A 25,253-nucleotide genomic window follows, 5' to 3' on the forward strand; every position below is an offset into this window, starting at 1 on the left:
AAGAGGATATTGCGCCGGTCGTGCTATTCCTCGCCAGCAAGGATGCACAATTCCTGACAGGTTACAGCCTGACGCCGGACGGTGGCCAAATCATCGACAGCGCACGCTGGTGCTCACGTCCAACTACCGAGCGTATTCTCCACCGAAACCGCAAGACATGCCTTGGCCTGTCTTGCGGTTATTTCAAGCAATGCTTATCGATGCAACGGGCTCCCGCGATGCGGCGCGTGCAGCCAGGAAGGCAAGAACGGCCGCCACGCCCAGCAAGGTCGCGCTCAACTCGAAGGTCGCTCGATAGCCGCTCAAGTCAAAGACCAGCCCGCCAACGGTTGCGCCAGACGCAATAGCGAATTGGATGATCGCCACCATTAAGCCGCCTCCTGCTTCAGCAGCGTCTGGCAGCGTTCTCGCCAGCCATGTCCACCATCCCACGGGCGCAGCAGTCGCAACCAGTCCCCAGAGGCCAAGCAAGACAGTCGTGGTGGCCGCCGAGCTACCGAATGAAACAAGCGCCAGTGCAATCACCGCCATCAAGATCGGGATGACGATGAGGGTTCGATACAGGCCATTTTTCAACAACGCTTCAATCAGGAAGGTTCCTGCGAGGCCCGCAATACCCAGGACGAGCAACATCAACGACAGCATGGAAACACTGACGTGCGTGACCGTTTCAAGGAACGGGCGCAAATAGGTAAACAGCATGAACTGGCCCATGAAAAACACGCTGACCGCCACCATGCCTAACGCGACCGGCGTGCTTTTCATCAATTTGAAGACGTTGCCAGTGCCTGAACCGCTTTGCGATTTCATCGAGGGAAGGCTTAACAACAGCCATACACAAGCGACTATTGCGACCGGGATGACGCACAAGAATGCACCGCGCCAGCCAATCAGGGCGCCGAGAAAACTGCCCAATGGTGCTGCAATAACCGTCGCCAAAGCGTTGCCGCCGTTAACGATTGCCATTGCGCGAGTGATCTGGTCATCAGGCACCAGGCGCATGGCGGTTGCCGCCGACAACGACCAGAAGCCACCTATCGCAACACCGATCAGCGCGCGGCCGATCATGAACATCCAGTAGTTCGGGGCGAACGCGACCACTGTTCCGGAAAGGATCATAAGCAGTGTCAGTGAAAGGAGCAGCGGTTTGCGGTCGACCCGCGCAGTCACCAATGCGATCAGAAGACTGGTGAACAAGGCAAACAGCCCCGAAACGGAGATTCCCTGGCCGGCTTGTCCCTCTGTGACGTGTAGATCTGCGGCAATCGGTGTCAGCAGGCTGACGGGCATGAACTCCGATGCCACCAACACGAAGGCGGCGAGCGACATGGCGAATACGGCGCCCCATGATTTATGGGGCACTGGGAGGAGGTGATCAGTCATTGGTTGAATCCTGTATTGCGCGAAGCGTCGTAGCCCCGAGGACGAGGCTACGAGAGAAGTGATGCCCGGCCAGGGCACCGATCAGACTACTTCAGGTTGCTTTTGAAGAACGTGGTCAACTTGGCGAATGGAATGAGGTTGACCCGGTCGTAAAGATCCACGTGTCCGGCATCTGGAATAATGAGCAGCTCTTTAGGCTCAGCGGCCCGCTTGTACGCGTCCTCACTGAACTCGCGTGAGTGTGCCTGGGCGCCGGCAATGAACAGCAGCGGGCGAGGGGAGATAGTCTCGATGTCATTGAACGGATAGAAGTTCATGAACTTCACGTTGCTGGTCAGCGTCGGCATGGTGGTTGTCTGCGGCGATGCGCCGGCCGGAGTGACTTCGCCTCGGTGGGTGCGATAGAAATCGTAGAACTCGTCACCCACGGCATTGCCGGTCAGTTTGAGCGGCGTGCCGCCGGTGTAGCGGATTTCGCCACCCTGGAACTCGGCATAGCGCTGTTCGGTGGCGTCCCGAATGATCTGCTGGCGTTGTTCCGCAGTCACCGCGTGTTTGAGACCGTTACGGTTGGCCGCACCCATGTCGTACATGCTGACGGTGGCGATGGCCTTCATGCGCGGATCAATCTTGGCCGCACTGATAGCGAAGCTGCCACTGCCGCAGATGCCGAGGACGCCGATTCGCTCAGGATCGACAACTGGGTGAGTGCCGAGAAAGTCCACGGCGGCACTGAAGTCTTCTGCGTAAATATCGGGTGATACGGCCTGGCGAGGCGTGCCCTCGCTCTCGCCCCAGAAGGACAAATCCAGGGACAGTGTGACAAATCCTTGTTCGGCCATTTTGGTAGCGTACAAGTTCGCACTCTGCTCCTTCACCGCCCCCATTGGATGGCCGACGATGATGGCGGCGTTCCTGGATTTGGGGGCGAGGTTTTTCGGGGTGAACAGGTTGCCCGCCACCTTCATACCGTATTGATTTTTGAAGGTGACCTTTTCAACGGTCACTTTCTCGTTTTTATAGAAGTTGTCCGCGCCGTTTGACATATCGGCTCCCATTGAAGAAAAAGAGGTAACGAGAAGCCCCAGGGCAAGAAAAATTCCTTTCACCGGATAGTCCTTTCGATTGAGTTGTAGTTTGCTGGAGTGTTTTGACCCAAGTGCTTAATCAGCCAACATGGCGTTGTCGATCACGAAGCGATACTTGACGTCATGGGAGATTCCGCAATGGGTTTGTCCGATGAACATTCTCCGGCTCTGCCCATACTCCCTGTAGTGCATTTCGCTGGATTACTTGCCTGATTCTATGAGTCTCTGTTTTTTTGCAGGACAGTCGTGAACTGGCGAGTTAGAGTTCAGCGAAGAGGTACAAGATGAACATGACGATCAAACACGACACCGCGCCTCAACAGACATCGCCGCAAGAAACGCTTGCGCAGATCATCGGCGGGCAAATTCCGAAACCAGGTGATTACGGAACTCCCATTACGGGCCTCGGCTTCTTCAGGCGCGAACATCCATCGCCGCCCGTCGTCTGCATGGTCGAGCCAAGCATCATCCTCGTCGCCCGGGGTGAGAAACAGCTCTGGGTAGGCGGCGAAGGCTATCCGTATGACACGTCGCGATTTCTGATCACCTCATTGGACTTGCCTGCCAATTCAGAAGTGCTCACGGCAAGCCCGGAACAGCCATGCCTGGGACTGACTTTGAAGCTCGATCTGCGCATGCTGGCTGAGCTGATAGCACAAAGTGACCTACCGCCAACCCGTGATCGACCAGTTGCGAAGGGGGTAGGAATTGGTTCAGTGACCCCTGCAATGCTGGCGTCATTCGAGCGCTTATTGGCACTGCTCGATGAGCCGGAGTCCATTCCTGTTCTGGCCCCCTTGATTCAGCGCGAGATTCACTACCGTCTCTTGCAGAGTGATCAGGCGAGCCGGCTTCGACAAATAACTTCTGTCGATGGCCAAGGTTATCGGATCGCCAAAGCCATCGATTGGCTGAAGTTGAATTACACCTCGGCGCTTCGCGTCGATGAACTTGCGGCCCGAGTGCAGATGAGCACTCCGACCTTTCACCACCATTTCCGCCAACTCACCACAATGAGCCCATTGCAGTACCAAAAATGGCTGCGACTGAACGAGGCGAAGCGATTGATGCTCAATGAACATCAGGACGTATCCAGTGCGGCTTACAAGGTTGGATATGAAAGCCCGTCCCAGTTCAGCCGCGAATACAGCCGTCTGTTTGGCGCCCCCCCCAAGCGGGATATTGCGGTGTTGCGAGGGCAGGGGTAGCTATAGAGGCACGCTTACGAATTGCGTTTGCTCACGCTTTTAAACGCTTCGAGATAAAACGACTAAACAACCATTTAGAATAGTTATAATCTATCGTCTGTATCTTAGTGATAGCTTCAGTATTTCAAGGAGGGCAATCCACATGACCAACTGTGAGCTCGATATTCAAATCCCCAACGCTGAAGCAATAATCGTCGCATTGGCTCTGGAGCCTCACATGGAAGGCGGTTTCTACCGAAGAACCTTTCAATCCGATCGCCACGCTATAGGCGAGATCAATGGCGGTCAACGTCACTTGATGACTTCAATTTATTACTTGCTGACCAAGGATTCGCCGATCGGTCATTTCCACCTGAATCAATCGGACATCGTTCATTACTACCATTTGGGAAACCCGATTCAGTACAGCCTGATTTTTCCAGACGGCACGTTGAAAACTGTGGTTATGGGCAGCGACGTTATCGCCGGGCAATGTTTGCAGCTGCATGTACCTGGTGGCGTCTGGAAAGCTTCGCAGCTTATGAATGGTTTAGCGGGATACGGTTTGATCAGTGAAGCGGTTTCACCAGGGTTTGATTTTGCAGATATGGAGATGGGCAGTCGGCAGAAGCTCAGAGAGCAGTTTCCCGAGCATTCGGAGCTGATTGGGAAGCTGACGCAAGGATGAGGGGCTTGGGTGAATTGAGAGCTTCAAAATCTGCGTGCAACCGGGCTAATCTCGGAACATCTTGTTACGTGTAATGTATATTATGTTAAATGATGTGTCTGGGTGGAACTTCTACCAAAGGTTCTTTCAAGCTACCAATCCCCGATCCCTGTTCGAACCAACTCAATACCCCGACTCCAGCAATCGCCACTCGAACGGTCTGATCATGTAAGACCTACTTCGCCTACGGGGCATCGAAGGACTTTATAGATCTCAGAAATCACCTGCATCGTTGCGTCTTCGATCGTTCCTTCATTACGGCATAAAACCCAACCGTGATCTGCAATCGCTCGCTCGAACGCCTTGGTACAAGCGACATGTTCTTCCAGCTTATGGATCACAGTACTGCTCAGCCCACGCCGTCGTGCCGCGGCCCTCGCCCATGAAATTTCAGGGGCGGTGACAACCCCGACATGCAGGTCTGGCACTCGCACGTTTCGATCAATGTTCAACTGTAGGATCTCTGCAAACGGGACTATCCGGCGAAACGCGGCATCAGACGGGTACCAGCGATCAATCAAGATGATGCTGCCTGGTGGCTGTTTAGCCAGCACGTGCTGGGAAATCCAGGTACGGCTATCAGCAAGGCGCTCACAAATCTCCAACTCCAAATCCCGGGTGGGATTTCTGACGAGTTTGTTCACGAGGGTCATTGTTTCACCCCTATAGGGATCGCTTTTTTTCTCGCAAAGTCGGATCACCTTTTTGTTGTCTGCCCTCAGTACTTTCGTAACGGCCTCCAGCAGTGTGGTTTTGCCGGCTCCCTTGGGCCCATCTAGAGAAACAAACAGCGGACGATTCATTCTTCACATAACGATTGATATACGGTTTTTTTTGCCCTGTTCGTTCGCTGGAACCGCTTGGCGCGACTGCGCGAATTGAGTGGAGGGCCCTTATGAACAGACATTGATGAACACTCTAACCCGGTTTCTGGCTAACAGGCCTCAAAATCCGGGGTTACAGCTGCTTATGAACATCTGACATAGTTTGGTGGAACGTCGAGCTCTGCCGTTAGCTAGCCATCAACCAAAAATGGCTACCTGCACCCTCGTCTTTATGCCGCGGGCTCAAAGAATCTCCCGGTCACACCACCACGCACGCGCACTCAATCCGTCTCCAGGTAGCCTGCAATCAACCATCGAATGTGCAATGGTCATTGCGACCTGCTGACTTAGGCATCAGCAGGTCGAGCACGTCTATCATCGTTCTCCGCGTGTTCCCCCATGACTATGCTGCCCGCCGATTCGAGCTTTCTCCGCCTTGTCGGTTGCCACATTGGCGTTTTGTTCGCTTTTACGCCCTGCCTCTTTAACTTTTTGAGGGTCGTCGGAAAAGCCGTGATGCGGTTCTTGTCGCTTGGCCATGTCTAATCTCCTCTAAGAAAAAACAGTCGCCTACATTGGAACTGCACCCTGAAGCTTCGTCCCCCCGGCATGACCAACGGCCTCTCTAAAGAAGCGTCAACAGAACGTTATTTTTTCGAAACCCCTAAAAAACCCTTCCAACCGCTAATCAGTTAGTCCGGTTTTTTGACACTTCCCCGATACGCGGTCACAACTTTTGCGCTCCGTTGGGTCATAACACGGTACCTGTCGATGGAATATTGGCATTTACCGAGGTTTTCGCCTGATACGGAGATAAGCTCATGATTTTTAATGTACAAAATTTTGGCGCCAAAGGAGATGGCATCACTGACGACACAGCGGCGATACAAAGTGCAATTAATGCGGCGGCCGCTGCAGGCGGTGGGCAGGTGTATATGCCGACCGGAACTTATATCGTTTCGGGAGGTGAGGAACCCTCCGACGGTTGCCTGATGCTCAAGAGCAACGTCTACCTGTACGGCGACGGCATGGGCGCAACGACGGTCAAGGTGGCTGACGGCTCCGATACCAAGATCACAGGGGTCATCCGCTCCGCCTATGGCGAGGAAACCCATGACTTCGGCGTCAGCAACCTCACCATCGACGGCAACCGTGACAGCACCACGGGCAAGATCGACGGTTGGTTCAACGGCTACATTCCCGGCGAAGCAGGCTACGACTCCAACGTCACCCTCGACAGCGTCGAGATCAAGGATTGCTCCGGGTACGGTTTCGACCCCCACGAGCAGACCGTCAACATGGTCATCAAGAACAGCGTGTCCCACGGCAACGGCCTGGACGGCTTCGTGGCTGACTTCCTCAGCAACAGCACCTTCGAAAACAACATCGCCTACGACAACGACCGCCACGGTTTCAACATCGTTACCAGCACCCACGATTTCACCATGACCAATAACGTCGCCTACGACAACGGCGGCAATGGCATCGTGGTGCAGCGCGGCAGTGAGGACATCCCCTCCCCCACAAACATCACCATCACCGGTGGCGAGGTGTACAGCAACGGCGCCGAAGGGGTGCTGATCAAGCTGTCCAGCGAGGTGACTGTCAGCGGCGTCGATATCCACGACAACACCAGCGCCGGGATACGCATCTACGGCAGCAACCACGTCGAGATCATCGACAACACGCTCACCAACAATTCGCTGGGCAACCCCGTACCGGAGATCATCATCCAGTCCTACAACGACACCCTGGGCGTGTCTGGCAAGTACTTCAACGGCAGCGATAACACCATCCAGGGCAACATCATCATCGGCAGCGACCTATCGACTTACGGCGTCGCCGAACGCAACGAAGACGGCACTGATCGCAACGCCATTATCGGCAACACCATCAGCCACACGAGCAAGGGGGCCACGCTGATCTATGGTGACGGCAGCTACGTCAGCGACACGGTGCCGATAATCACCGTGCAAGGTACGGCTGGCAATGACACCCTGCTGGGCAGCGCCGCCAGCGAGATTTTCTACGGCGGTGCCGGCAACGACACCATCAATGGCGGGGCCGGTAGCGACATTCTGGTGGGGGGGGCTGGCATCGACAAACTCACTGGCGGTACTGACGCCGATACGTTCCGTTTCGCCGCTCAGTCCGACAGTTACCGCAACGCCACCGCAAGCTTCGATGACACCATCACCGACTTCGACGTCACCCAGGACAAGATCGACCTCGCCGGCCTCGGTTTCACCGGCCTGGGCAATGGCCATGGCGGCACCCTGCAGGTCAGCTACAGCGCCAGCAGCGACCGCACCTACATCAAGGACTACGATGCCGACGCCAGCGGCAATCGTTTCGAGCTGATTCTCTCGGGCAACCTGACCAGCACCCTGACGGTCAATAACTTCATCTTTAATCGGGTGATCACCGGCACCAGCGGCAGCGACTCGCTGTCGGGCAGCGATTCGGCCGACACCCTCCTCGGCCTGGCGGGCAACGACAACCTCAGTGGCGGCGCGGGCGACGACAAGCTCGACGGCGGTGCCGGTATGGACACCCTCACCGGTGGCGCGGGAGCGGACACGTTCGTGTTTTCCAATCGCCTGGACAGTTACCGCAACTACAACACCGGCGGTGCCAACCTTGGCGACCTGATCACCGATTTCGATATCACCGCCGACAAGATCGACCTCTCCGCCATAGGTTTCACCGGCCTGGGGGATGGCAAGAACAACACCGTGTACGTGGTGCTCAACAGTGCCGGCACCAAGACTTACATCAAAACCCTGACCGCCGACGCCAATGGCAACCGCTTCGAAGTGGCACTGGACGGCAACTACCTCGGCAAGCTGACCAGCGCCAATTTCATCTTCGCCACGTCGCCAACGGTCAACCACGCGCCGGTGGTGGCAACGGCATTGCTGGATCAGAACGCGACCGAAAACACCCCGTTCAGCTACGCGGTGCCGGCCACCAGTTTCACCGATTCGGATAACGACAGCCTCAGCTACACCGCAACCCTGGCCGATGGCAGCGCCCTGCCCGCATGGCTGAGCTTCAATGCCGCCAATCTGACCTTCACCGGCACGCCGACCAGCACCGCGTCCGGCAACTACAACGTGCTGGTCAAAGCCACAGATCCGGCCGGTGCATCGGTCAGCGATAGCTTCGCCCTGGTCGTAGCCGATGCGCCCGCCAACACCATCACCGGCACCAACAATGCCGAAACCCTCAACGGCACGGCAGGCGCAGACCTGATCCTCGGCCTCGGTGGCAACGACACGATCAAGGCCGGCACCGGCGCGGACATCGTCGACGGCGGCGCCGGACGCGATTCGCTGTACGGCGGCGACGGTGCCGACACCTTCCGTTACACCAACGCACTCGACAGCTACCGCGACTATGACACGGGTGGTATCACGGCCACCGACACGATTTATGACTTCACCGTGGGCGTCGACAAAATCGATGTTTCGGGCCTGGGCTTTCTCGGCTTGGGCGATGGCAGCAATGGCACGTTGTACATAACCCTCAACGCGGCCGGCGACAAGACCTATATCAAGTCCGCCGAAGCGGATGCCGATGGCAATCGTTTTGAAATCGCCCTCAACGGCAACTACCTCAACACCCTGACCGCCAGCGACTTCGTGTTCGGCGAGAGCACCCAGCAGGACATCCTCTACCTGCCCACCCTCGGCCAATCCAATGCGCGCCTGCTGCGCATGACGGAGGACGACAATCAATCCGGCACCTCGATGCTGGTCAACGACCTGGACCGCTACACCCCCTATGACGTGCGCAGCCAGTTCACCGATGCCAATGGCAACGGCATCGACATCGCGGTGGGCGGCAGCACGGTCACTGGCCTGTCGACGCTCAGCGCCGAGGAACTCAAGTTGTGCTGGTGGCTGACCGACACCAACCAACCCGGCGCTGCGCTATTGCGCGCAGTGACGCTGCTGCAGGACCAGCGCACCGAACTGCAATCCATCGATAACGTCACCATGGGCATCATTTGGGGCCAGGGCGAGGAAGCCGCCCAGGAGATCGGCCGCGCCACGGACAAAGCAGCGGCAGCAGCGGCCTACAAGGCCGCGACCCTGAAGGTGTTTGATTACCTGCATGCCCAGTTCGGAAACTTCAACGTGTACTTGATGGAAACCGGTCACTACGAACAGGACGCGGCGCGTGCCCGTGGTTATTCAGAAGAAAAGATTGCCTCCATCGTCGAAGGGGTTGGCTATGTCCGCGCCGCCCAGGAAGCCATTGCCGCCGAGCGCGCCGACGTCAAGCTGGCGGTGGACTACACCGACCTCCCCTTGCGCTACGAAGTCGATCCAATGGCGTATCCCGACGACGTCTGGCACCTGCACGAGGAGTCGGCGGAGATCGTCGGCCAGCGGCTGGCCGACTACATTGCCAATGACCTTGGCTTCCAGGGCAACCCCAACGACAACAACAGCGTGCAAGACATCTTCGACAACGCTCAGAACATGATTTCCGGTACCGACCAGGCGGATACCCTGGTGGGCAGCTCGGGCAACGACACACTGGACGGTCGCTTGGGCGCCGACACCATGACCGGTGGCGATGGCAACGACATCTATGTGGTCGATAACGCGTTCGACCGCGTGGTGGAAACCAACACCTCGACCTCGCAGATCGATACGGTGCAGGCCTCGGTCAGCTGGACCCTGGGCGCCAACCTCGAGAACTTGGTGCTCACCGGTGTGTCGGCCATTAATGGCACCGGCAATGAGCGGCACAACTTCATCACCGGCAATGCCGCCAATAACGTGCTCAATGGTGCCGCAGGGGACGACAGCATGAGCGGCGGCGATGGCAACGACACCTACTATGTCGACAACGTCGACGACGCAGTGATCGAGACCAACAGCAATGCGGTGTCTGGAGGGATCGACAGCGTGCACAGCAGCCTGGCGGCCTATACGCTCGGCAACAACGTCGAGCGTCTGTATATCGATAGCACGGGCGCCGCCAATGGCACGGGCAACGCGCTGGACAACACGCTGTTCGCCGGGGCCGGCAACAACGTGCTGGACGGGCGCGATGGCAATGACACGGTGTCTTTTGAGCGCGCCCTGTCCGGCGTTACTGTAAACCTCTCGACGTCAGCGCAACAAAACACCGTGAGCTCCGGGCTCGACACCTTGAAATTCTGCGAAAACCTGACGGGAAGCGCCTACGCCGACAGTCTGTCGGGCAACAGCGCCGCGAACGTTCTGAACGGTGGTGCGGGCAACGATACGCTGGTGGGCGGTTCGGGCGATGACCGGTTGATCGGCGGTGCAGGCACCGACAACCTCACTGCTGGCACTGGCGCGGATACCTACGCGTTTGGTTCACTGTCGGACATGGGCGTCGGGGCTTTGCGCGATGTGATCAACGGCTTCAAGAGCACCGAGGGCGATCTTCTGGATTTCACTGGCCTGGACGCCAACCCGCTGACCACCGCTGTCGACGCCTTCACCTTCATCGACAGCAACGCCTTCGACCCTGCCGACGCCACCGGCCAACTGCGCTTTGCCGATGGCATTCTCTACGGCAGTGTCGATGCCGACGCCAGCCCCGAGTTCGAAATCCAACTGGTGGGCGTCCAGGCGCTGCACGCCAGCGATTTCACAACCTTGGGTTAAGCCACATCCTGTGGGAGCGATCATGCCCGCTCCCACAGGGGATTTGCAGAGGCAATCGAACGCGCCTATCGGGAAAGTTCACAGGCCATTACAACCATCCCAATTTCAGCCAGGTCAGTTTTGAAAGGAATTTCACCGATTTTTTGGAAACCGAAACCCTCATAGAATCGCCGCGCATTTGAATTGGTCTTGAGCACGTCAAGCCAGAGCAAGCGTTCTCCGCGCTCTATCGCTCGGTTGCAAATGAAGCGCAGAAGCTGTTTCCCATACCCTCGCCCTGCTTCGGATTTGAGGAAGTAAATCTTTTGAAGCTCCACGCCCACTTCGCCAGTTAAAGGCGCAGGTGCTGACCAGTTAACTTTGGAAAAGCCTACGACTCTACCGCTTTCGTCTGAGGCTATAAGCCACAAATGGCTAGCGGATGATTCGAGTGATTGGCCGAGCGCGCTGGGTGAGAAGTCTCGATTGAGGAAGCCCTGCATGCCGGCGAGAGACCAGATGGCCGAAAAATGCTCTCGGTAGGTCTTACAGCCGACTTCACGTAGAACATCGAGGTCGGCTTTGGTAGCTTCACGAATGTTGATCATATTCCTCCCTGGTTTATCGCATGAAGCGTTTGATGGGTGCTCCCTGCGACAAAATTTGTCTTGGTTGCCAAGGGCCGACCTGAGCTCGGTTCTCTCGACACCAAAGCAGAGTGTCAACCCATCTCATTGATGCAGACCACTTTGGGTTGCGTCATGTCCTCGTAGGCAAATCGAACACCTTCTCGCCCCAGACTTCCGTACTTGAAGCCACCAAAAGGCATGGCATCAAAACGATAATCGGAAGAGTCATTGATCATCACCCCACCGGCTTCAATTTGCCGCGCCAGTTTCAAGGCCTTGGAAAGATCACGGGTGAAGAGTCCCGCATGCAAGCTGTATTCTGGCGCATTGGCCAGAGCAACGGCATCATCCAGATGGTCAAAAGCCTCAAGGATGACCACCGGCGCGAAGACCTCCTGCTGCCAGATCCGACTGTTATGGTTTACACGCTCCAGAACAGTCGGCGCATAGCTTCCCGCTTGACGATGGTGTCCGCACAGAAGAAGCGCCCCCTCGGCCAGCGCCTCATTCACTAACTGTTCGGTGCGACGAGCCGCCTGTTCCGTAATCATTGGGCCAACATCCGTTGCTCGCTGATCAGGATCGCCAAGTACCAATGCACGCGCCTGGCTGACAAAACGCTCGCGGAAATCTTCGTAGATTGAACGGTGTACGAGAATGCGCTGCGTGCCGATGCAATTCTGTCCTGCTGCCCAGAAAGCACCTGATACACAAGACTCTACAGTCGGTTCGAGATCACAATCTTCGAGCACGAGAACCGGTGCATTCCCCCCCAGATCCATGGCCAGCTTCTTCAAGCCTGCACTACGAGCAATGGACTCTCCAGTGGCAAAACCACCGGTGAAAGAGATCATCCGCACTTCGCGCAGCTCCACCAATGCTTTACCCAGATCGATGCCTCCGGTCGCCGGGGTTACCACGGACGGAGGCAGACCCGCCGCCACCAGGCACTCAACCAGCTTGAGAGCCGACAACGGTGCGAGCTCTGAGGGTTTCAGAATCACAGCATTGCCACCGGCAATGGCCGGGCCCAGTTTATGGGCGACCAGGTTCAGCGGATCGTTGTAGGGGGTGATCGCGACGATAAGCCCCAACGGTTCGCGAGTGAACCAGCCTTGGCGCGATTCTGAGCCTTCATATGCCTCAAATGGAATCACTTCCCCGGCGTTACGACGAGCCTCTTCCGCCGATAGCTTCAGCGTGTTCACACAACGCTTCACTTCCTTCTCTGCTTGTCGCAGCGTCTTTCCGGCCTCTGCAACAATCAGTCTGGCAAACGCTTGAGCCTCAAGTTCCACCCGCCGAGCCGCTTCCTCAAGGACGCGTGCACGAAGGTGACGAGGCATTGCCGCACTCTCACGCACGCCAATTCGCGCACGCTCCAGCAAGCCAGGAACAGCGGTTGCATCGAGGCAAGGCACGCTTCCCACCAGGCGACCATCGAATGGACTGAACACATCAATCTGTTTGGCATCAACAAGCTGGATACTGGCCATGCTGGATACATTCATGACGACTCTCCTGTTACTTGCCGTGAGTGGTATGGATGGCGATGATGTCTGACAGCAATGCGAAGGCAGTTTCGATACGGCCTGCTCCGGGGCCGGATACCGTAACGGCACCCAGCAGTGCGGTGTTGAACGACACCGCGTTCGTGGCACCGGAAATACCTGCGAGAGGATGCGAATTCGGCAGCAGTCGAGCCTCCACACTCGCTCGAACCGAGCCATTGACTTCGCGATTTGCAGAACCGATCAGCTTCCAACTGGCACCGTTGGCACTTGCCTGAGCGATGTCTTCTGGACTGATGCCGCTAATTCCCGAGCAAGCCACATCACTGATGCTCAATCGAGCGTTGAGCAGTTCGTTGGCGAGAATCACCACCTTGAGGCGGACGTCAAACCCCTCCACATCGGCAGTCGGGTCGGCCTCGGCATAGCCGAGCTGTTGAGCCTGAGTAACTGCGTCGTTAAACGTCAGGCCGTCCTTCATGCGGGTCAGCACGTAATTGGAAGTCCCGTTCAGGATGCCTTCAAAGCCTTGAACCTCTGCACCTGCCAGCGCCTGTCTTGCCAGACGAATCACCGGCGTACCGCTCATGACCGAACCTTCGTACTCGAAGGCAACACCATGACGACGGGCCAAATCCTTAAGCTCAGCGCCGTGCAATGCAATGGGCCCCTTGTTGGTGGTCACAACATGGATGCCGCTTTCCAGTGCCCAGCGGCAGAAGGTAGTAGCGGGCTCACCATCGACAGGGTTGGTGAAGGTGGCTTCAGCAATCATGTCAGCACCGGAATGCTTGATGACGGTTTCGTTTAACGCCTCAGCGGTGCCTCCAGGCAGATGAGCGAACGCCCCCTTCTCGATAGGCAGAGCGACTAACTGTTTTGCGTCCAGCCCCTCTTTAGCAATGATGGAACCAAGAAAAATATCAGTCACACCGACAATTTTGATCCCAAACCCCAGCGATGCTTTCCACTCGGCGTTGCGATCTGCAACCAGTTGAGTCAGGCCGCGGTTGACGCCACCAAAGCCCACCAGGGCAATTTTGTATTCAGTCATGAAAGCAGTCCTCTTGGATGTTGTTCGACAGGAACATCGTAAGAGTCGGGCTCTGGCAGTTGAATATGGCAGAGTGCTGTATTTGTTGGCCGTTTTGCCCGTACGAAGAAAATGGAGCGACGAAAATCCTGTGGGAGCGTGGCTTACCCGCGAAGAACGATGACGCGTAGTACCTGAAAAACTGCAGTGCATTCTTCGCGGGCAAGCCACGCTCCCACAGGTTCTGCGTCTTGACTTACCGGCATTAGGCAGAAAACCCCTTTTTTTGCGTTCAGAACACTGCAGAGAGGACGAATGAGGTGACGGTATTTTCCACCCCAGGCATCGCCGAGATTTCCTTCCAGACGAGGTGAACACGTTCGGGTGAGGCTGCATTGACTCGAAGCATCAGATCAAACTCACCACTCAAGACTTCACACTGAACCACTTCGGGGAGCGAGCGCAGCGCGGCAAGTACCTCTTCCCCACGCATGCGGTCGTAGCGGTAGACAAAGATCACGGCACTGATCAGCGATGAAGGCCGTCGGGAATCACCGAGACGCACCGTATAACCCTGAATGGCGCCGTCTCGCTCAAGACGCTCAATGCGCTGTCGTACAGCATTGCGAGACAAGTTGACCTGGGCGCCCAGCTCAACATGGGCGATTCGAGCATTCGCGGTGAGTTCGGCGAGGATGCGCTCATCCAGCGGATCCAGGATGCGCTTCATACGTGCCTCTGTTGCGCCAACAAGAGGGCTTGGCACAGACCCTCCAGATCGCCTTTAGCCAAGTACGGTGGCTGAGCAGAAATGTCGGGAGTCGTTGGCACCTCTCCCCGCCAGACACCTAATTCGGACAAAAGGGCCGCAGACTTGGCTGGAGCAATTTGCCCAAAGGTCACCATCGGAGCCCCCAGGCTGCGTCGATGAATTCGGCCAGCCAGCACACCGACAGCGGTATGTGGATCGATTGCAGACCCGGTTTCACGGAACAACTTGACGACTTCGTCACGAACCTGTGATTCGTCTACCGCATAGGAATCGAACAGCACTCGGGCCCGGAGCCACTGCTGGTTGCCAATGCTTAACTCGCCGCAGTCCTCAAAGTGCTCCATCAGCGCCTTCACTGAGTCCCCATCGTGCCCATACAGCTCCCAGATGAACCGTTCCAGGTTGGAGAACAGAGAGAAATCCATCGCGGGAGATAACGTACGGTTACTCACTCGGGTCGAATAGCGATTGCGATGAATGAACTGATGAAGTGCATCATTACTGTTCGTAGAAATGATCACCTGGTTGATGGGTAATCCCATTTTCTGGGCAAGGTAGCCGGCGTAGATCTCAGCAGAGCTGGCCGCTGGAATGCTGAAGCCTACAGGGCGTGTCCCTCCGCCCAGCTGCAAGGCCGCGTGGAAATAAAAAACGATCTGTGCGAGGACACCGACCCAGTTGGTGGAGTTGAAACAGACCGGTATTACCCCCTCTAACGGCCAGTCACGCAAGAGCCGGGAGACCAACGTCTGGCAGTCGTCGAAATTACCGTCTACCGGGAAAAGCTGAACCCGCTCAGGGTCTGCCGCTTGCAGGGCAGAGAGTTGTTCAGCCGGTACCCCATGGCGCGGATACATAATCGCCATACGGGTACCCGGGCAATTAGCGAATGCCTCAAGCGCCGCCAGCCCGGTATCACCATTGGTCGCACCGACGATCAGCGCCTCGCCACCGACCTCACCCAGGAAATGCTCCACCAAACGCGATTGCAGTTGTGCAGCGAAATCTTTGGAAGAATGGGTCGGGCCATGAAACAGCTGGAGTATCCACTCGTTATGGCCAATCTGCTCAAGCGGGGTAATAGCGCGATGATTAAGGTTCCGATAGCTGTCGCTGAGCAACGCACGCAGAGTGCTTTCCTCCATGGAAGAGCCAACGTAGGGTGAGACTACTCGCCAGACCAGCTCATCGAATGGCAGCCACGACCAACTGGTAATCTGCTCCTCAGTGAAGACAGGCAAAGTTGCCGGGACATAGAGACCGCCATCTTCGGCAAGTCCCGACAGAACCACACTGCGAAAGTCCGCCCGCACTTCACCGCCGCGTGTGCTTACGTAATACATGGATGACTCCGAATTACAAAGGGCGGTGGGCTTGAGCCACCAGCCATGTAGAAAAAGTCGCGGCATCAGGCGAGAGCACCTCGGCCTGCTCGCGCACTAGATAAAAGGACTCGCTGGCTTCAATTCGTTGACTGAAGGGAGCAATCAGGTGCCCACTCTTGAGCAAGTCTTCCACGACGGAAGACCGCGCCAAGGCAACACCCTGCCCCAGTTCCGCCATGCGGATTGTGGAAATCAGTGTGTCGAACTGAAGACCACGGGAATAATCGACATCGTCTGCACCCACCCGCTTCAACCAGTAACCCCAACCTTCCTCGTATCCCAATACATGCAGCAAAGAATGGTTCATCAAATCGCGAGGCTCACGTATCGGTGAGCTGGCCATGAGCTGTGGCGAGCAAACGGGCTGGAGGATGTCCCACGTTAATCGCTGAGCGTGCAATCCCGACCACTCTCCGCATCCCCAGCGAATCTCCAGGTCATCCTCTCCATCCGGTTCCTTCACCCAAATGTTGCTGATATATCGGATATCGATTTGCGGATGCTCTCGACAAAAATCTGCGAGCCGAGGGGCCAACCAATAGTGAAGGAAGGAAAGGCTGCCACGCACCTTCACATGCCTTCGATTGCGCTGGCCAAAAATCTCGTTTGTACCCACTGCAAGACGACTGATCGCGTCTTGAACTACCGGCAGGTACGACTGCCCTTCTTCCGTCAATCCAAGCCCTCGGGGCAGGCGTTTGAATAGCGCCACACCGAGGTGACACTCCAACTGACGGATCTGCTGACTGACTGCACCTTGAGTCAGGTGCAGCTCCTCGGCTGCATGGGTGAAGTTCAAATACCGCGCCGACGCTTCGAATGCCCTCAGCCAATTCAGGGGCGGTAGTGATTTTTGACTCATCGGCGCAACCTCATCGGGAATTATCTCTGCTCAATCATTGCCTGAGCTATTCACGCTGCGCCAGCGGAATGATGGACAGCCGCTGCCAATGCCAACCGCTCTTCGCGCTTCTTGCGAGTAATCCAATAAACAAAGTAGCACCACGCGATAAACGGAAGACCGAAGTAAAGCGCCACTCTCTGCTCAGGATCAAAAGCAATACCGACACAGGCCAGCAAGCAACACAACAGCGCACCAATGGGAACCCAAGGGTAGCCGCGCACCCGGAAATGCAGATCTTCAACTCGTCCGCCATTGGCCACGTAATGGCGGCGGAAGGCGATTTGGCTCGCGGCGATGCTCATCCATACCACCACGACTGCAAGACCCGAAATCGACACCAGGGCCAAGTAAACAGTATTAGGGGCAAGCACACTGCTTAGCAGAGATGCCACAGCACCCGCCATACTCAAAACAAGCGCGTTAACCGGTGTGCCTCGGCGCGAAAGCCTGGCGTAGCGCTTGGGCATGTGCCCTTGATCACTCAACGTCCAAAGCATGCGCGAAGCTGCATACAGCCCCGAGTTAGCGGCGGAAATCAAGGCGGTGAGAATGACGAAGTTCATAATGTCAGCTGAGTACGGGATGCCAATCAGCTCAAACACCATCACGAACGGACTTTCAACGATTCCCGCCTGCTCGCGAGGCAGCAAAGTCGCCAGTACGAAAATCGTACCCACGAAGAACAGCGCCAAACGGACTACTGTCGTGCGGATCGCCTTGGGAACACTTGTCTGAGGGTCCTGCGCTTCACCGGCGGCAATCCCGATAAGCTCAGTCCCGGAAAATGCGAAGGAGACAGCTAGAAGTGTCATTGCAATGGGTAAGAACCCTGTCGGAAAAAGCCCTTCACGGGTAAAGTTTGAGAGCCCGACACCCTGCAAGTGCTGTACTTGGAAGAGACCGAAAATAGCCGCACCACCAATGACAATAAACGTAATAACGGTCAGTACTTTGATGAGCGAAAGCCAGAACTCGGTTTCTGCAAACAAACGAACAGATGCTACGTTGCTTGAAAAGACCGCCATGGCAAAAAGTGCGCTCCAGATCCAGACCGGTGTATCAGGGAACCACCGAACCATCAGGATACCCGCAGCCGTAAACTCAGAGCCAATAGCGACCGCCCAAGTGAGCCAGTACAACCACGCCACGGTATAGCCCGTGCCTGGGCCCAGGTATCGAGTTGCGTAGCTACTGAAAGATCCGGTTTCCGGCATCTGTACCGCTAATTCACCGAGACAGACCATTACCAGATACACCATCACCGCACCGATGATGTAGGCAATGACTGCGCCGAGCGGCCCTGCCTGATTAACGGTGTAACCGGAAGTAAGGAATAATCCCGTGCCGATAACACCGCCCAACGCCAACATCACAATGTGGCGGGTTTGCATTTCTTTCTTGAAGTTTGATTCTGGATCGGGCTGATCATTTTTTACTTGAGTGGTCATCGCTATATTCTCATGAAATGTCCGGACAAAATTCCTTGTCACTGGCTATTAGGCAGCACAATTAAATTGTCGCTAGTTGTTATTGTTTTTACTATTCATGAAGAACTGTCCGACCCTGCAGTCGGCAGTCTTATCCGAGTTCAGGTTCCCACCTCAGTGAAACGCTCGGTGTTATCAGCGTGGTGACGTGCATGATTTTGTTTGTTGCGAACTAACGTGAACGCTTGTTTAAGATCAGCCAATAAATCGGCCGTCTCTTCAATGCCCACGGAGACCCTGACCAAGCCCCTCGGAAATTCCAAGTGCTTCGCGTTCCTCCAAGGTGTTTTCCACGTGGCTGGTTGTCCGTGCTGGCCCGTAGATGGTTTCCACCGCGCCTAAGTTACCCGCCCGATGTGCATATTTAAGCAGCGGTAGCAAACGAGTCACCGTGTCCATCCCGCCCACCAGCACGAAGCTGATGATTGCGCCGAAACCGCGCATCTGCGAGCGAGCAATGACATGACTTCGATGTTGAGGGAGTCCCGGATAGTTCACAGACTCCACCAGTGGCTCGGTGCATAGATACTCGGCCAGCACTTGCGCGCTCGCCTGTTGCTGGCGCAAACGCAAAGCCAGAGTCTTGATACCCCGGATGATGAGATAAGCCGAGAAAGGATCCAGCGAGGCCCCATTGATTTCGCGGTAATGGCGAACTTGAGACATCAGCTGCTCGGTGCCGCAGACCACACCGCCAAGCACATCGCCATGACCGGATAGAAACTTGGTAGCACTGTGCACGACTACATCAACCCCGAGTGCAAGGGGGTTCTGATTCAAAGGCGTCGCGAACGTATTGTCTGCTACGACCAAAGCCCCAACACGCTTCGCCGCCGCCACGAGACGTCGAATATCCAGGACTTTCAGCGTTGGGTTCGTCGGGGTTTCCAGATAGAGAACATTGCAGCCTTTAGCGATCTCATGCTCAATAGCTTCGGTGTCGAGGGTATCGCAAAGCGTGACCTCGACGCCCATGCGCGGGAGAAACTCTTCAAAGATCTTGTTTGTGCCACCGTAGCTGTCGCGGGTAGAAACCACACGTTGACCACAGGACAGGAAGGTATGCAACACACCACTGATTGCAGCCATCCCGGTACTGAAAGCGACAGCCGATTCTGCGCTTTCAAGCTCGCAGAGTTTGTGTTCCAGGACAGAGACAGTCGGGTTGCTCATGCGGCTGTAAATGAAACCAGGTTCTTTACCCAACGCCACGTCATACCATTCATCGATGTCATGGTAACCGTAGGCGGCGCTGACAACGATGGGAGTCTGGGTAGCGTTGTAGGGATGCTGAACTTGCTCCCCTCCCCAAACCACTCGTGTCCCCATGCCAGCACCCTGGCTTTGGTCGGGCTTTAGCTTGTCATCCATAAATTTATCTCGCATCGATGAAACACAAATGTGTTCCGATTGGGCTTGCGATGACTATATGGAAGGCTTGACCGCATGAAAAATCATGTTATCTGGGGCTAAGGGGTTCTTTTTTTAATGGATGAACGATATGAAAGGGCCGCGACAGCACAGATAACCAACCTCTGTACGCATCTCACCCATGGGGGATCAAGTGCTGCGAAACAGCAAACGAATCAACAGTGCATCGTCCGCGTAAAAAAGTTGAGGAGACGCAGGTAGATCTACTCTTGCCCCTCTGTAACCACCTTCCAACTGTCATCTGGATCAAAGCGCTTCATCGACTGCGCCAACTTGTCACCACCGGGGCCCAAGTCTTTTTCGAACACCTGTCCTTCATGACTGATCATGAAACTCATCACCCCGGTGTCGTCGTATTTCGCCGGCCAGGCGATCAGTGCAAAGCCACGGCTCATCTTGTCACCGATGAGGTAGCTATAGGCGCCGCCAGGTGCAGAAGGCCCCTGGCCATCAAGGATGCGGAAGTGATAACCATGCCAGTCTTCGCCGGCAATGGTTCTACCGAACAAGGGACCCAACGGACTGATCTGACCGCTATCGTCATCCGCCCAATAAAGCCCGTCGTGCTTGCCGGCGGTGCTGAAGATTTTTTGCGCATAGGCAAGTGCGCCGTCACCGTCGCGATCGACTGACGCATAGTCCATCTGGACGTCATGATAAGTCAGCACTGATTGCAACGCGGCGAGTTCGTTGCGGCCAATTCGACGTGCACGGACTTCGGCGCTACCGGCGTCGATGTCGAAGCGCCAACCGTTCGCGGCGTTTATCATGGGAATAGGCAGTGTCCAGTGGTCACGGCCGACCGACAGGACCGCCTTGCGATCGCTGGTTTTTTCAATGCTGTGTTGCTCGTGGTATTGCTTCAAAAACGCATCCACATCTTTGCGCTCCACGCCTTCGCGTGGGATGAAACTGCGCCATTCATTACCCAGCAGTTCTGTCAGGCGTGCCTGATCGGCGTGTTCCGTACCCAGTGCTTCGACGAACGTTTGAGCGGCCTCTTCTGGCGTTGGAAATGCCTGCTGTGCCGTAACAATGCACGACCACGCCAGGCCGGCAATTATCGCCAAGGCATGAGGGAGCATGCCCATGAGAGCCTTCAATCGAGGATGGTTTTTCAACGACGGCCCCCTCTTTGACGCGCGGGTGGACTGGAGGGGCGACTGATCTGATGGCCGGCTGAACGCGAGGCACTGGGGCGCTGGGCGGATGCCACGCTAGCCTGGCCACGACTGGCCTGTGCGTTAGCCTGGGATGGTGAGCGCGCACCGGCGAATGCATTATTGCGGGCACTGCCCGTACTGGCGGACGGCCGGTTTGGCGTAGCTTGGCGCTGAGCGTTACCCTGTTCGCGCTGATTTACCTGAGCGGTCTGTTTCCTGGGCTGCTGACTCTCCCGAGTGCTTCTGGCAGTGCCCTGGCTTCTGTCAGACGACTTCGGTCTGTCTGTACCTGCTTGCATCCGATTGCTGGCCGAGCTTGCGGACTCGGCTGCGCGCGCTCGATCACGGGCTTCACGGTTGCTGGTGGCAGGTCGTTCGATACCGTGCTTGTCCATTGAGCCGCGGGCTTTTTCGCGAGCCTGGGCGCGCTGAGCATCGTCCCCTCGATAAGTCTCACGCTGATTGGCGCCGCCCAGTTGTCGGCCATACTGTTCGCGGCTCTTGGTGTCTCGATAGGGAACGCCATCGCGATGAGCGGCGTTGTGCTGCCATTTGTTCTGGTTATTGGTGATCTGGTTGTTGCGATTGATGTTGTTGTAGCGATCGACGTCAATGTCGATGTCGTTATTGCCCCAGTCACATTCACCCCACAACGAGCCGATGATCGCCACACCGGTACCAAACGCCAACCCGGCCATCAATGCAGAACCGGGGTAATAGGCTGGCGGCGGTGGATAGTAAACGGGAGGCGACGCTGGATAGGGCCAGGTGCCGTAGGTTGTTGTCGGGTTATAACTGGGTACGTACACCACCTGCGGATCGGAGGGCTGAATGATGATGGTGGAAGTGCTGCTGGCCGGTGCCGGTGCCGGTGCCGGTGACGTGACAGCCTGAACCGTCACGTTCTGATATTGGTTGCTCTGCAGGTTACCCGCTGCTTGCGCCTGATGACGCAAGCGTTGCACGCCCCCCATGACATCGTCGGGCTGCGCCAGGAAGGCATCACCCAGGCGTTGTACCCAGACGGGATCCTGTCCCAGCGTTACCAGCACCTGCGGGAAAGCGACCAGCGCTTGCACGCTCGGATCCCAGGGCTGGCTTGCCACTTGTTTGACCGCATCATCGCCCTTGGCTTCAGGGTGTGCTTTAGACCAGGTTACCGCCTCGGCGATTTCCCCGGGGTACGTGGTGGCCATCAGCACCTGTGCCAGCAGTGGGTCCGGGTAAAGCGCAATGGGAGCCAGCATTTGATCCAGCTGTTCCTGGGTAAATACGGCATCTTTGGCCGCCGCCGTGACGGGCGCTGTATCGGCAGCATTTGCGGTCGCATCCAATGGCTGCGCCAGGCAGTAAGGTCCGCTCAAAAACAATACAGCTGACACCGCGTAAAACAATGGAATGCGCATTGCACCCCCTATGTGGTCAGGCAGGCTTGAGCGCCTTGATCGTTCCGCCCTTCCCTGCACCGTCGCGCCCGTCAAAGACGATACAGATCTTCATGCAATTACCCTTGGTTGTTCAGGTTCAAGGGGTTATCTGGTAGCCCCGTTGCTGCATGCAACTGTTGTAGGCGGAAGCAGTAGCCGCCGGTTCTGCCCGGCGATCCTGACGACGATCCTGACGTTGCCGGGATCCACCTACAACCGCACCTGCCACAGCAGCATCCTTGGCCTTGTTCTGTCGATATTCCTGTTTAACGTCGTCGTCTACCTTGTCATAAACCTCGTCATGCTGACGACCACGCGCTCCGGCAACCGCCGCACCTGCTACTGCGCCAGAAGCGGCACCACGGGCACGTCCACCCGATTGAGGCGTTGTGCTGCTTGCTGCATTGCCGGCTTGAGCCTGGCATGAGCTGATGTCCTGCTGAATCATTTCGGAGGACTGCCCTTTGAGCGGCGTTACGGTCTCGGCTGAAGCGCAAAGGCAGAATACCGAGACAATCGTAGCCAGACAGGGGGGGATGGATTTCTTCATAAAGCCTCCACTGCTATCAGTGTGCTTTGGATCTTTGAGTCTAGCTCAGCGTCTGGCGACTAACCCTGGAACAAAGTTCTTATGATGCAACCTCTAATTCCTTTTGTACTGCTACTCCCTCGAACTCGAACTCGAACTGGTGCGGCAAATTTTAAGCACTGACTTACACTGCGATACACCCAATGCGAACAAATGACTGTTCAACGGATCGATAGATCCCACAGCAATCCGGGTATCAGGTAATGAATCAGCCCAACATGAAAACGCTCACCCGTCTTCTCACTGCCAGCGTTTGCGCGGCGACGGGCACCTGTGCCAATGCTTCGCCAATCTTCCAGACCAGCTTCGACTGCGCCACGGCAAAGGCATCCGTCGAGAAGCTTATTTGCCGCGACCCACAGCTGATGCAGATGGATATCGAACTGACGCGTCTTTATCGCCTGGCGCTCACGGATGATCATTCAGTGCCGCGTCCAGACAAAGTCTTGATCGACCAGCAGTTCTGGATCGAGGCCCGCAATCAGTGTGCCTCCACGTCTGAGGCCAAGGCATGCGCGATCCGAAGTTATGCCGAGCGCGCGCATCAGCTACGCCAAGGCTCGGCAATTGCGAGAACCAAAGATCCGGACAGACTCACCGACGGTCCCCTGGCTTTTCGGTGTACAGGGTTAAACGCGTTGATTGCCGCCACTTTCTTTAACACGCAGCCGGGTGTCGTGTACCTGAAATGGGCGAACGCCTCGATCACCCTGAACCAGGTGCCGAGTGATTCGGGAACCCAATACACCGGCAAGGATTACCAGGGGAGCTACAGCTTCTGGCAAGACGGCAACATGGTGCTTTTCCAGAAGCCAGGCTCTGGGGAAATGAGTTGTACAGCCGAGCCGATCGGCTGAGACCGTCCCTCACGTACTCGGCGATTTATGCCACGGATAGCCTTTGGCACTGAGGTCAAAGGCGTATTTGAACAAGCGCTTCATGTACTCGCCATCGAATTTATGGAGGCGAGAAACGTGGAAGTCGGCGCCGATGTACGCCAGATTGAAGTCCGCCCCATCCTGCTGGGCAATTCGATAAATCCGATCCAGATCGCTGATCCCCTGATTCTGGATCAATGCGCTGATGGCTCGACCACCGATGTTCAAGGTTCGGCGCTTGGTTCCGGACCATTGCAGTTCCAGCTTGCCGTTGCGAATGACATAGAAATGCCGTTCACGCCGCAAACGCGCCCCGGGCACTTGGTTCAGCGCCATTACGGTGCCGGGTGGGTAAAGGAACACCTGCGTAAGGACACCTCCGTCCACGTGCATTTCCTGAAACGGGTGGCCGTTGACGTCCACATCAATCATGACGGGTGAGACGGCACCGGGAATACTCATCGACGCGACCATAATGTTGCGAAATAGCTCGAGCGCTCCCGGTGCCTGGCTGGAGGCTATAGCGCCCATGTTCCAAGTGACCGGGCGCCCTGAATCAAGGTCGGTCGTACCGATCATCAGGAGCCGTCCTTTGGCGTATTCCGCCGCGATCGCCGCAAGAATCTCGGCGGTGATGTGCTGTGCAATGAGCCGTGACAGTGGCTTGCTGTGCGCCATACCATCGCTGGTAAGACGGGTCAGCATATTGCGCGCATGGAAAATGTCTTTTGGACCGACTGCATTGCAGATACGCACAATGACATCGTCGTACTGGGGCCCCAGGTAGGCAAACGGGGCGACCAGGGCGCCAGCGCTAATGCCGGTGACGACTTTGAACACAGGTCGAGTCCCATGCCGGGTCCATCCCGCAATGATGCCCCCAGCGAATGTGCCGGCGTCGCCGCCGCCCGAAACGGCCAGCAAATTTGCCCGCGGCAGGGTGTCGTTCGGTAGCCCTGCGCTGGCGAGCGCCTCAGCCTCTCGAAGGTTGGCCTGGCTCACATCCCGAATGAACGGCGTCAGGTCCTGGTCCAGCCAGTAGCGAGCATCTGGAATGCCCGGGATCAGCGCTTTTTCGGTTAACGTTGGCGGCACCGCATCACGGCGTTGCAGGCACGCTTGACGCAACATGTTCAGGGTTGAGGCGCTGGGTCTGAGCTGGAATGGTTTCAACACGCCTCCTCCGGCCCCTGCAATGGGTA

Annotated in this window: 19 protein-coding genes and 2 pseudogenes; 4 read left to right on the forward strand and 17 right to left on the reverse strand. The window is 56.5% G+C overall.

Going from position 1 to position 25,253, the window contains the following annotated elements; translation table 11 throughout:
- Nucleotides 1–183: 183 nt before the first annotated feature.
- Both AB4O41_RS01810 and AB4O41_RS01815 read right to left on the reverse strand, forming a co-directional pair.
- Nucleotides 184–1,383: an MFS transporter gene (locus AB4O41_RS01810; RefSeq protein WP_460145942.1), complete on the reverse strand. Its 1,200-nt coding sequence runs from the start codon at nt 1,381–1,383 to the stop codon at nt 184–186.
- Between the two features lie 86 nt (nt 1,384–1,469).
- Nucleotides 1,470–2,441 (reverse strand): alpha/beta hydrolase, encoded by a 972-nt coding sequence (locus AB4O41_RS01815; RefSeq protein ID WP_460148248.1) that lies wholly within the window; start codon nt 2,439–2,441, stop codon nt 1,470–1,472.
- A gap of 320 nt (nt 2,442–2,761) precedes the next feature.
- Between AB4O41_RS01815 and AB4O41_RS01820 the strand changes: the two genes are divergently transcribed.
- Together AB4O41_RS01820 and AB4O41_RS01825 are read left to right on the forward strand one after the other, a co-directional pair.
- Complete coding sequence (locus tag AB4O41_RS01820; RefSeq protein ID WP_460148249.1) at nt 2,762–3,679, forward strand: AraC family transcriptional regulator; 918 nt, start codon at nt 2,762–2,764, stop codon at nt 3,677–3,679.
- Between the two features lie 142 nt (nt 3,680–3,821).
- Nucleotides 3,822–4,346 (forward strand): cupin domain-containing protein, encoded by a 525-nt coding sequence (locus tag AB4O41_RS01825; protein WP_460145943.1) that lies wholly within the window; start codon nt 3,822–3,824, stop codon nt 4,344–4,346.
- Between the two features lie 203 nt (nt 4,347–4,549).
- Here the strand turns inward: AB4O41_RS01825 and AB4O41_RS01830 are convergent, their stop codons facing one another.
- A complete protein-coding gene (locus tag AB4O41_RS01830) occupies nt 4,550–5,188 on the reverse strand; it encodes a dTMP kinase (RefSeq protein WP_460145944.1) in 639 nt (212 codons plus the stop codon).
- Between the two features lie 396 nt (nt 5,189–5,584).
- Nucleotides 5,585–5,749: a general stress protein gene (locus tag AB4O41_RS01835; protein ID WP_460145945.1), complete on the reverse strand. Its 165-nt coding sequence runs from the start codon at nt 5,747–5,749 to the stop codon at nt 5,585–5,587.
- Nucleotides 5,750–6,030: 281 nt separating this feature from the next.
- Between AB4O41_RS01835 and AB4O41_RS01840 the strand changes: the two genes are divergently transcribed.
- Nucleotides 6,031–10,863, forward strand: a complete 4,833-nt coding sequence (locus AB4O41_RS01840) for a M10 family metallopeptidase C-terminal domain-containing protein (protein WP_460145946.1) — start codon at nt 6,031–6,033, stop codon at nt 10,861–10,863.
- A gap of 65 nt (nt 10,864–10,928) precedes the next feature.
- Here the strand turns inward: AB4O41_RS01840 and AB4O41_RS01845 are convergent, their stop codons facing one another.
- The 12 genes and pseudogenes from AB4O41_RS01845 to AB4O41_RS01900 form a co-directional block, all read right to left on the reverse strand.
- Entirely contained in the window at nt 10,929–11,450 is a 522-nt protein-coding gene (locus tag AB4O41_RS01845; protein WP_460145947.1) for an N-acetyltransferase family protein, read from the reverse strand.
- A 113-nt stretch (nt 11,451–11,563) separates the two neighbouring features.
- Nucleotides 11,564–12,982: an aldehyde dehydrogenase family protein gene (locus AB4O41_RS01850; protein ID WP_460145948.1), complete on the reverse strand. Its 1,419-nt coding sequence runs from the start codon at nt 12,980–12,982 to the stop codon at nt 11,564–11,566.
- Nucleotides 12,983–12,995: 13 nt separating this feature from the next.
- On the reverse strand, nt 12,996–14,036 hold the full coding sequence (locus AB4O41_RS01855) for a homoserine dehydrogenase (RefSeq protein ID WP_460145949.1): 1,041 nt from the start codon (nt 14,034–14,036) through the stop codon (nt 12,996–12,998).
- Between the two features lie 271 nt (nt 14,037–14,307).
- A complete protein-coding gene (locus AB4O41_RS01860; protein ID WP_460145950.1) occupies nt 14,308–14,745 on the reverse strand; it encodes an Lrp/AsnC family transcriptional regulator in 438 nt (145 codons plus the stop codon).
- A complete protein-coding gene (thrC, locus tag AB4O41_RS01865; RefSeq protein WP_460145951.1) occupies nt 14,742–16,130 on the reverse strand; it encodes a threonine synthase in 1,389 nt (462 codons plus the stop codon). The genes AB4O41_RS01860 and thrC overlap by 4 nt, the downstream gene beginning before the upstream one ends.
- 13 nt (nt 16,131–16,143) lie before the next feature.
- Nucleotides 16,144–17,034 (reverse strand): LysR substrate-binding domain-containing protein, encoded by an 891-nt coding sequence (locus tag AB4O41_RS01870; RefSeq protein ID WP_460145952.1) that lies wholly within the window; start codon nt 17,032–17,034, stop codon nt 16,144–16,146.
- A 50-nt stretch (nt 17,035–17,084) separates the two neighbouring features.
- On the reverse strand, nt 17,085–18,524 hold the full coding sequence (locus AB4O41_RS01875) for an amino acid permease (RefSeq protein WP_460145953.1): 1,440 nt from the start codon (nt 18,522–18,524) through the stop codon (nt 17,085–17,087).
- 140 nt (nt 18,525–18,664) lie between these two features.
- Nucleotides 18,665–19,934: pseudogene (locus AB4O41_RS01880) on the reverse strand (cystathionine gamma-synthase family protein).
- 263 nt (nt 19,935–20,197) lie between these two features.
- Complete coding sequence (locus AB4O41_RS01885; RefSeq protein WP_460148250.1) at nt 20,198–21,085, reverse strand: DUF2950 domain-containing protein; 888 nt, start codon at nt 21,083–21,085, stop codon at nt 20,198–20,200.
- Between the two features lie 26 nt (nt 21,086–21,111).
- The gene (locus AB4O41_RS01890) at nt 21,112–22,563 is read right to left on the reverse strand and encodes a DUF3300 domain-containing protein (RefSeq protein WP_460145954.1); all 1,452 of its coding nucleotides are present in this window, start codon (nt 22,561–22,563) and stop codon (nt 21,112–21,114) included.
- A 28-nt stretch (nt 22,564–22,591) separates the two neighbouring features.
- Nucleotides 22,592–22,657 (reverse strand): annotated as a pseudogene (locus tag AB4O41_RS01895) (hypothetical protein); the annotation flags it as partial.
- 24 nt (nt 22,658–22,681) lie between these two features.
- A complete protein-coding gene (locus tag AB4O41_RS01900; protein WP_460145955.1) occupies nt 22,682–23,134 on the reverse strand; it encodes a hypothetical protein in 453 nt (150 codons plus the stop codon).
- A gap of 242 nt (nt 23,135–23,376) precedes the next feature.
- On the opposite strand from AB4O41_RS01900, the gene AB4O41_RS01905 reads away from it, so the two are divergent.
- The gene (locus tag AB4O41_RS01905) at nt 23,377–24,030 is read left to right on the forward strand and encodes an MliC family protein (RefSeq protein WP_460145956.1); all 654 of its coding nucleotides are present in this window, start codon (nt 23,377–23,379) and stop codon (nt 24,028–24,030) included.
- Between the two features lie 9 nt (nt 24,031–24,039).
- Here AB4O41_RS01905 and AB4O41_RS01910 read toward each other — a convergent pair whose 3' ends face one another.
- Nucleotides 24,040–25,224, reverse strand: a complete 1,185-nt coding sequence (locus AB4O41_RS01910) for a patatin-like phospholipase family protein (RefSeq protein WP_460148251.1) — start codon at nt 25,222–25,224, stop codon at nt 24,040–24,042.
- Nucleotides 25,225–25,253 lie beyond the last annotated feature (29 nt).

The sequence above is a fragment of the Pseudomonas sp. S2_A02 genome (assembly GCF_054668495.1).

What these genes read in the sequence shown, in the direction of transcription:
- AB4O41_RS01840 (WP_460145946.1), top strand. Translation starts at nt 6,031, where the DNA reads ATGATTTTTAATGTACAAAATTTTGGCGCCAAAGGAGATGGCATCACT.
- AB4O41_RS01810 (WP_460145942.1), bottom strand. Translation starts at nt 1,383, where the DNA reads ATGACTGATCACCTCCTCCCAGTGCCCCATAAATCATGGGGCGCCGTA.
- AB4O41_RS01900 (WP_460145955.1), bottom strand. Translation starts at nt 23,134, where the DNA reads ATGAAGAAATCCATCCCCCCCTGTCTGGCTACGATTGTCTCGGTATTC.
- AB4O41_RS01820 (WP_460148249.1), top strand. Translation starts at nt 2,762, where the DNA reads ATGACGATCAAACACGACACCGCGCCTCAACAGACATCGCCGCAAGAA.
- AB4O41_RS01830 (WP_460145944.1), bottom strand. Translation starts at nt 5,188, where the DNA reads ATGAATCGTCCGCTGTTTGTTTCTCTAGATGGGCCCAAGGGAGCCGGC.
- AB4O41_RS01875 (WP_460145953.1), bottom strand. Translation starts at nt 18,524, where the DNA reads ATGACCACTCAAGTAAAAAATGATCAGCCCGATCCAGAATCAAACTTC.
- AB4O41_RS01885 (WP_460148250.1), bottom strand. Translation starts at nt 21,085, where the DNA reads ATGGGCATGCTCCCTCATGCCTTGGCGATAATTGCCGGCCTGGCGTGG.
- AB4O41_RS01825 (WP_460145943.1), top strand. Translation starts at nt 3,822, where the DNA reads ATGACCAACTGTGAGCTCGATATTCAAATCCCCAACGCTGAAGCAATA.
- AB4O41_RS01845 (WP_460145947.1), bottom strand. Translation starts at nt 11,450, where the DNA reads ATGATCAACATTCGTGAAGCTACCAAAGCCGACCTCGATGTTCTACGT.
- AB4O41_RS01890 (WP_460145954.1), bottom strand. Translation starts at nt 22,563, where the DNA reads ATGCGCATTCCATTGTTTTACGCGGTGTCAGCTGTATTGTTTTTGAGC.
- AB4O41_RS01855 (WP_460145949.1), bottom strand. Translation starts at nt 14,036, where the DNA reads ATGACTGAATACAAAATTGCCCTGGTGGGCTTTGGTGGCGTCAACCGC.
- AB4O41_RS01835 (WP_460145945.1), bottom strand. Translation starts at nt 5,749, where the DNA reads ATGGCCAAGCGACAAGAACCGCATCACGGCTTTTCCGACGACCCTCAA.
- AB4O41_RS01860 (WP_460145950.1), bottom strand. Translation starts at nt 14,745, where the DNA reads ATGAAGCGCATCCTGGATCCGCTGGATGAGCGCATCCTCGCCGAACTC.
- thrC (WP_460145951.1), bottom strand. Translation starts at nt 16,130, where the DNA reads ATGTATTACGTAAGCACACGCGGCGGTGAAGTGCGGGCGGACTTTCGC.
- AB4O41_RS01870 (WP_460145952.1), bottom strand. Translation starts at nt 17,034, where the DNA reads ATGAGTCAAAAATCACTACCGCCCCTGAATTGGCTGAGGGCATTCGAA.
- AB4O41_RS01815 (WP_460148248.1), bottom strand. Translation starts at nt 2,441, where the DNA reads ATGGGAGCCGATATGTCAAACGGCGCGGACAACTTCTATAAAAACGAG.
- AB4O41_RS01905 (WP_460145956.1), top strand. Translation starts at nt 23,377, where the DNA reads ATGAATCAGCCCAACATGAAAACGCTCACCCGTCTTCTCACTGCCAGC.
- AB4O41_RS01850 (WP_460145948.1), bottom strand. Translation starts at nt 12,982, where the DNA reads ATGAATGTATCCAGCATGGCCAGTATCCAGCTTGTTGATGCCAAACAG.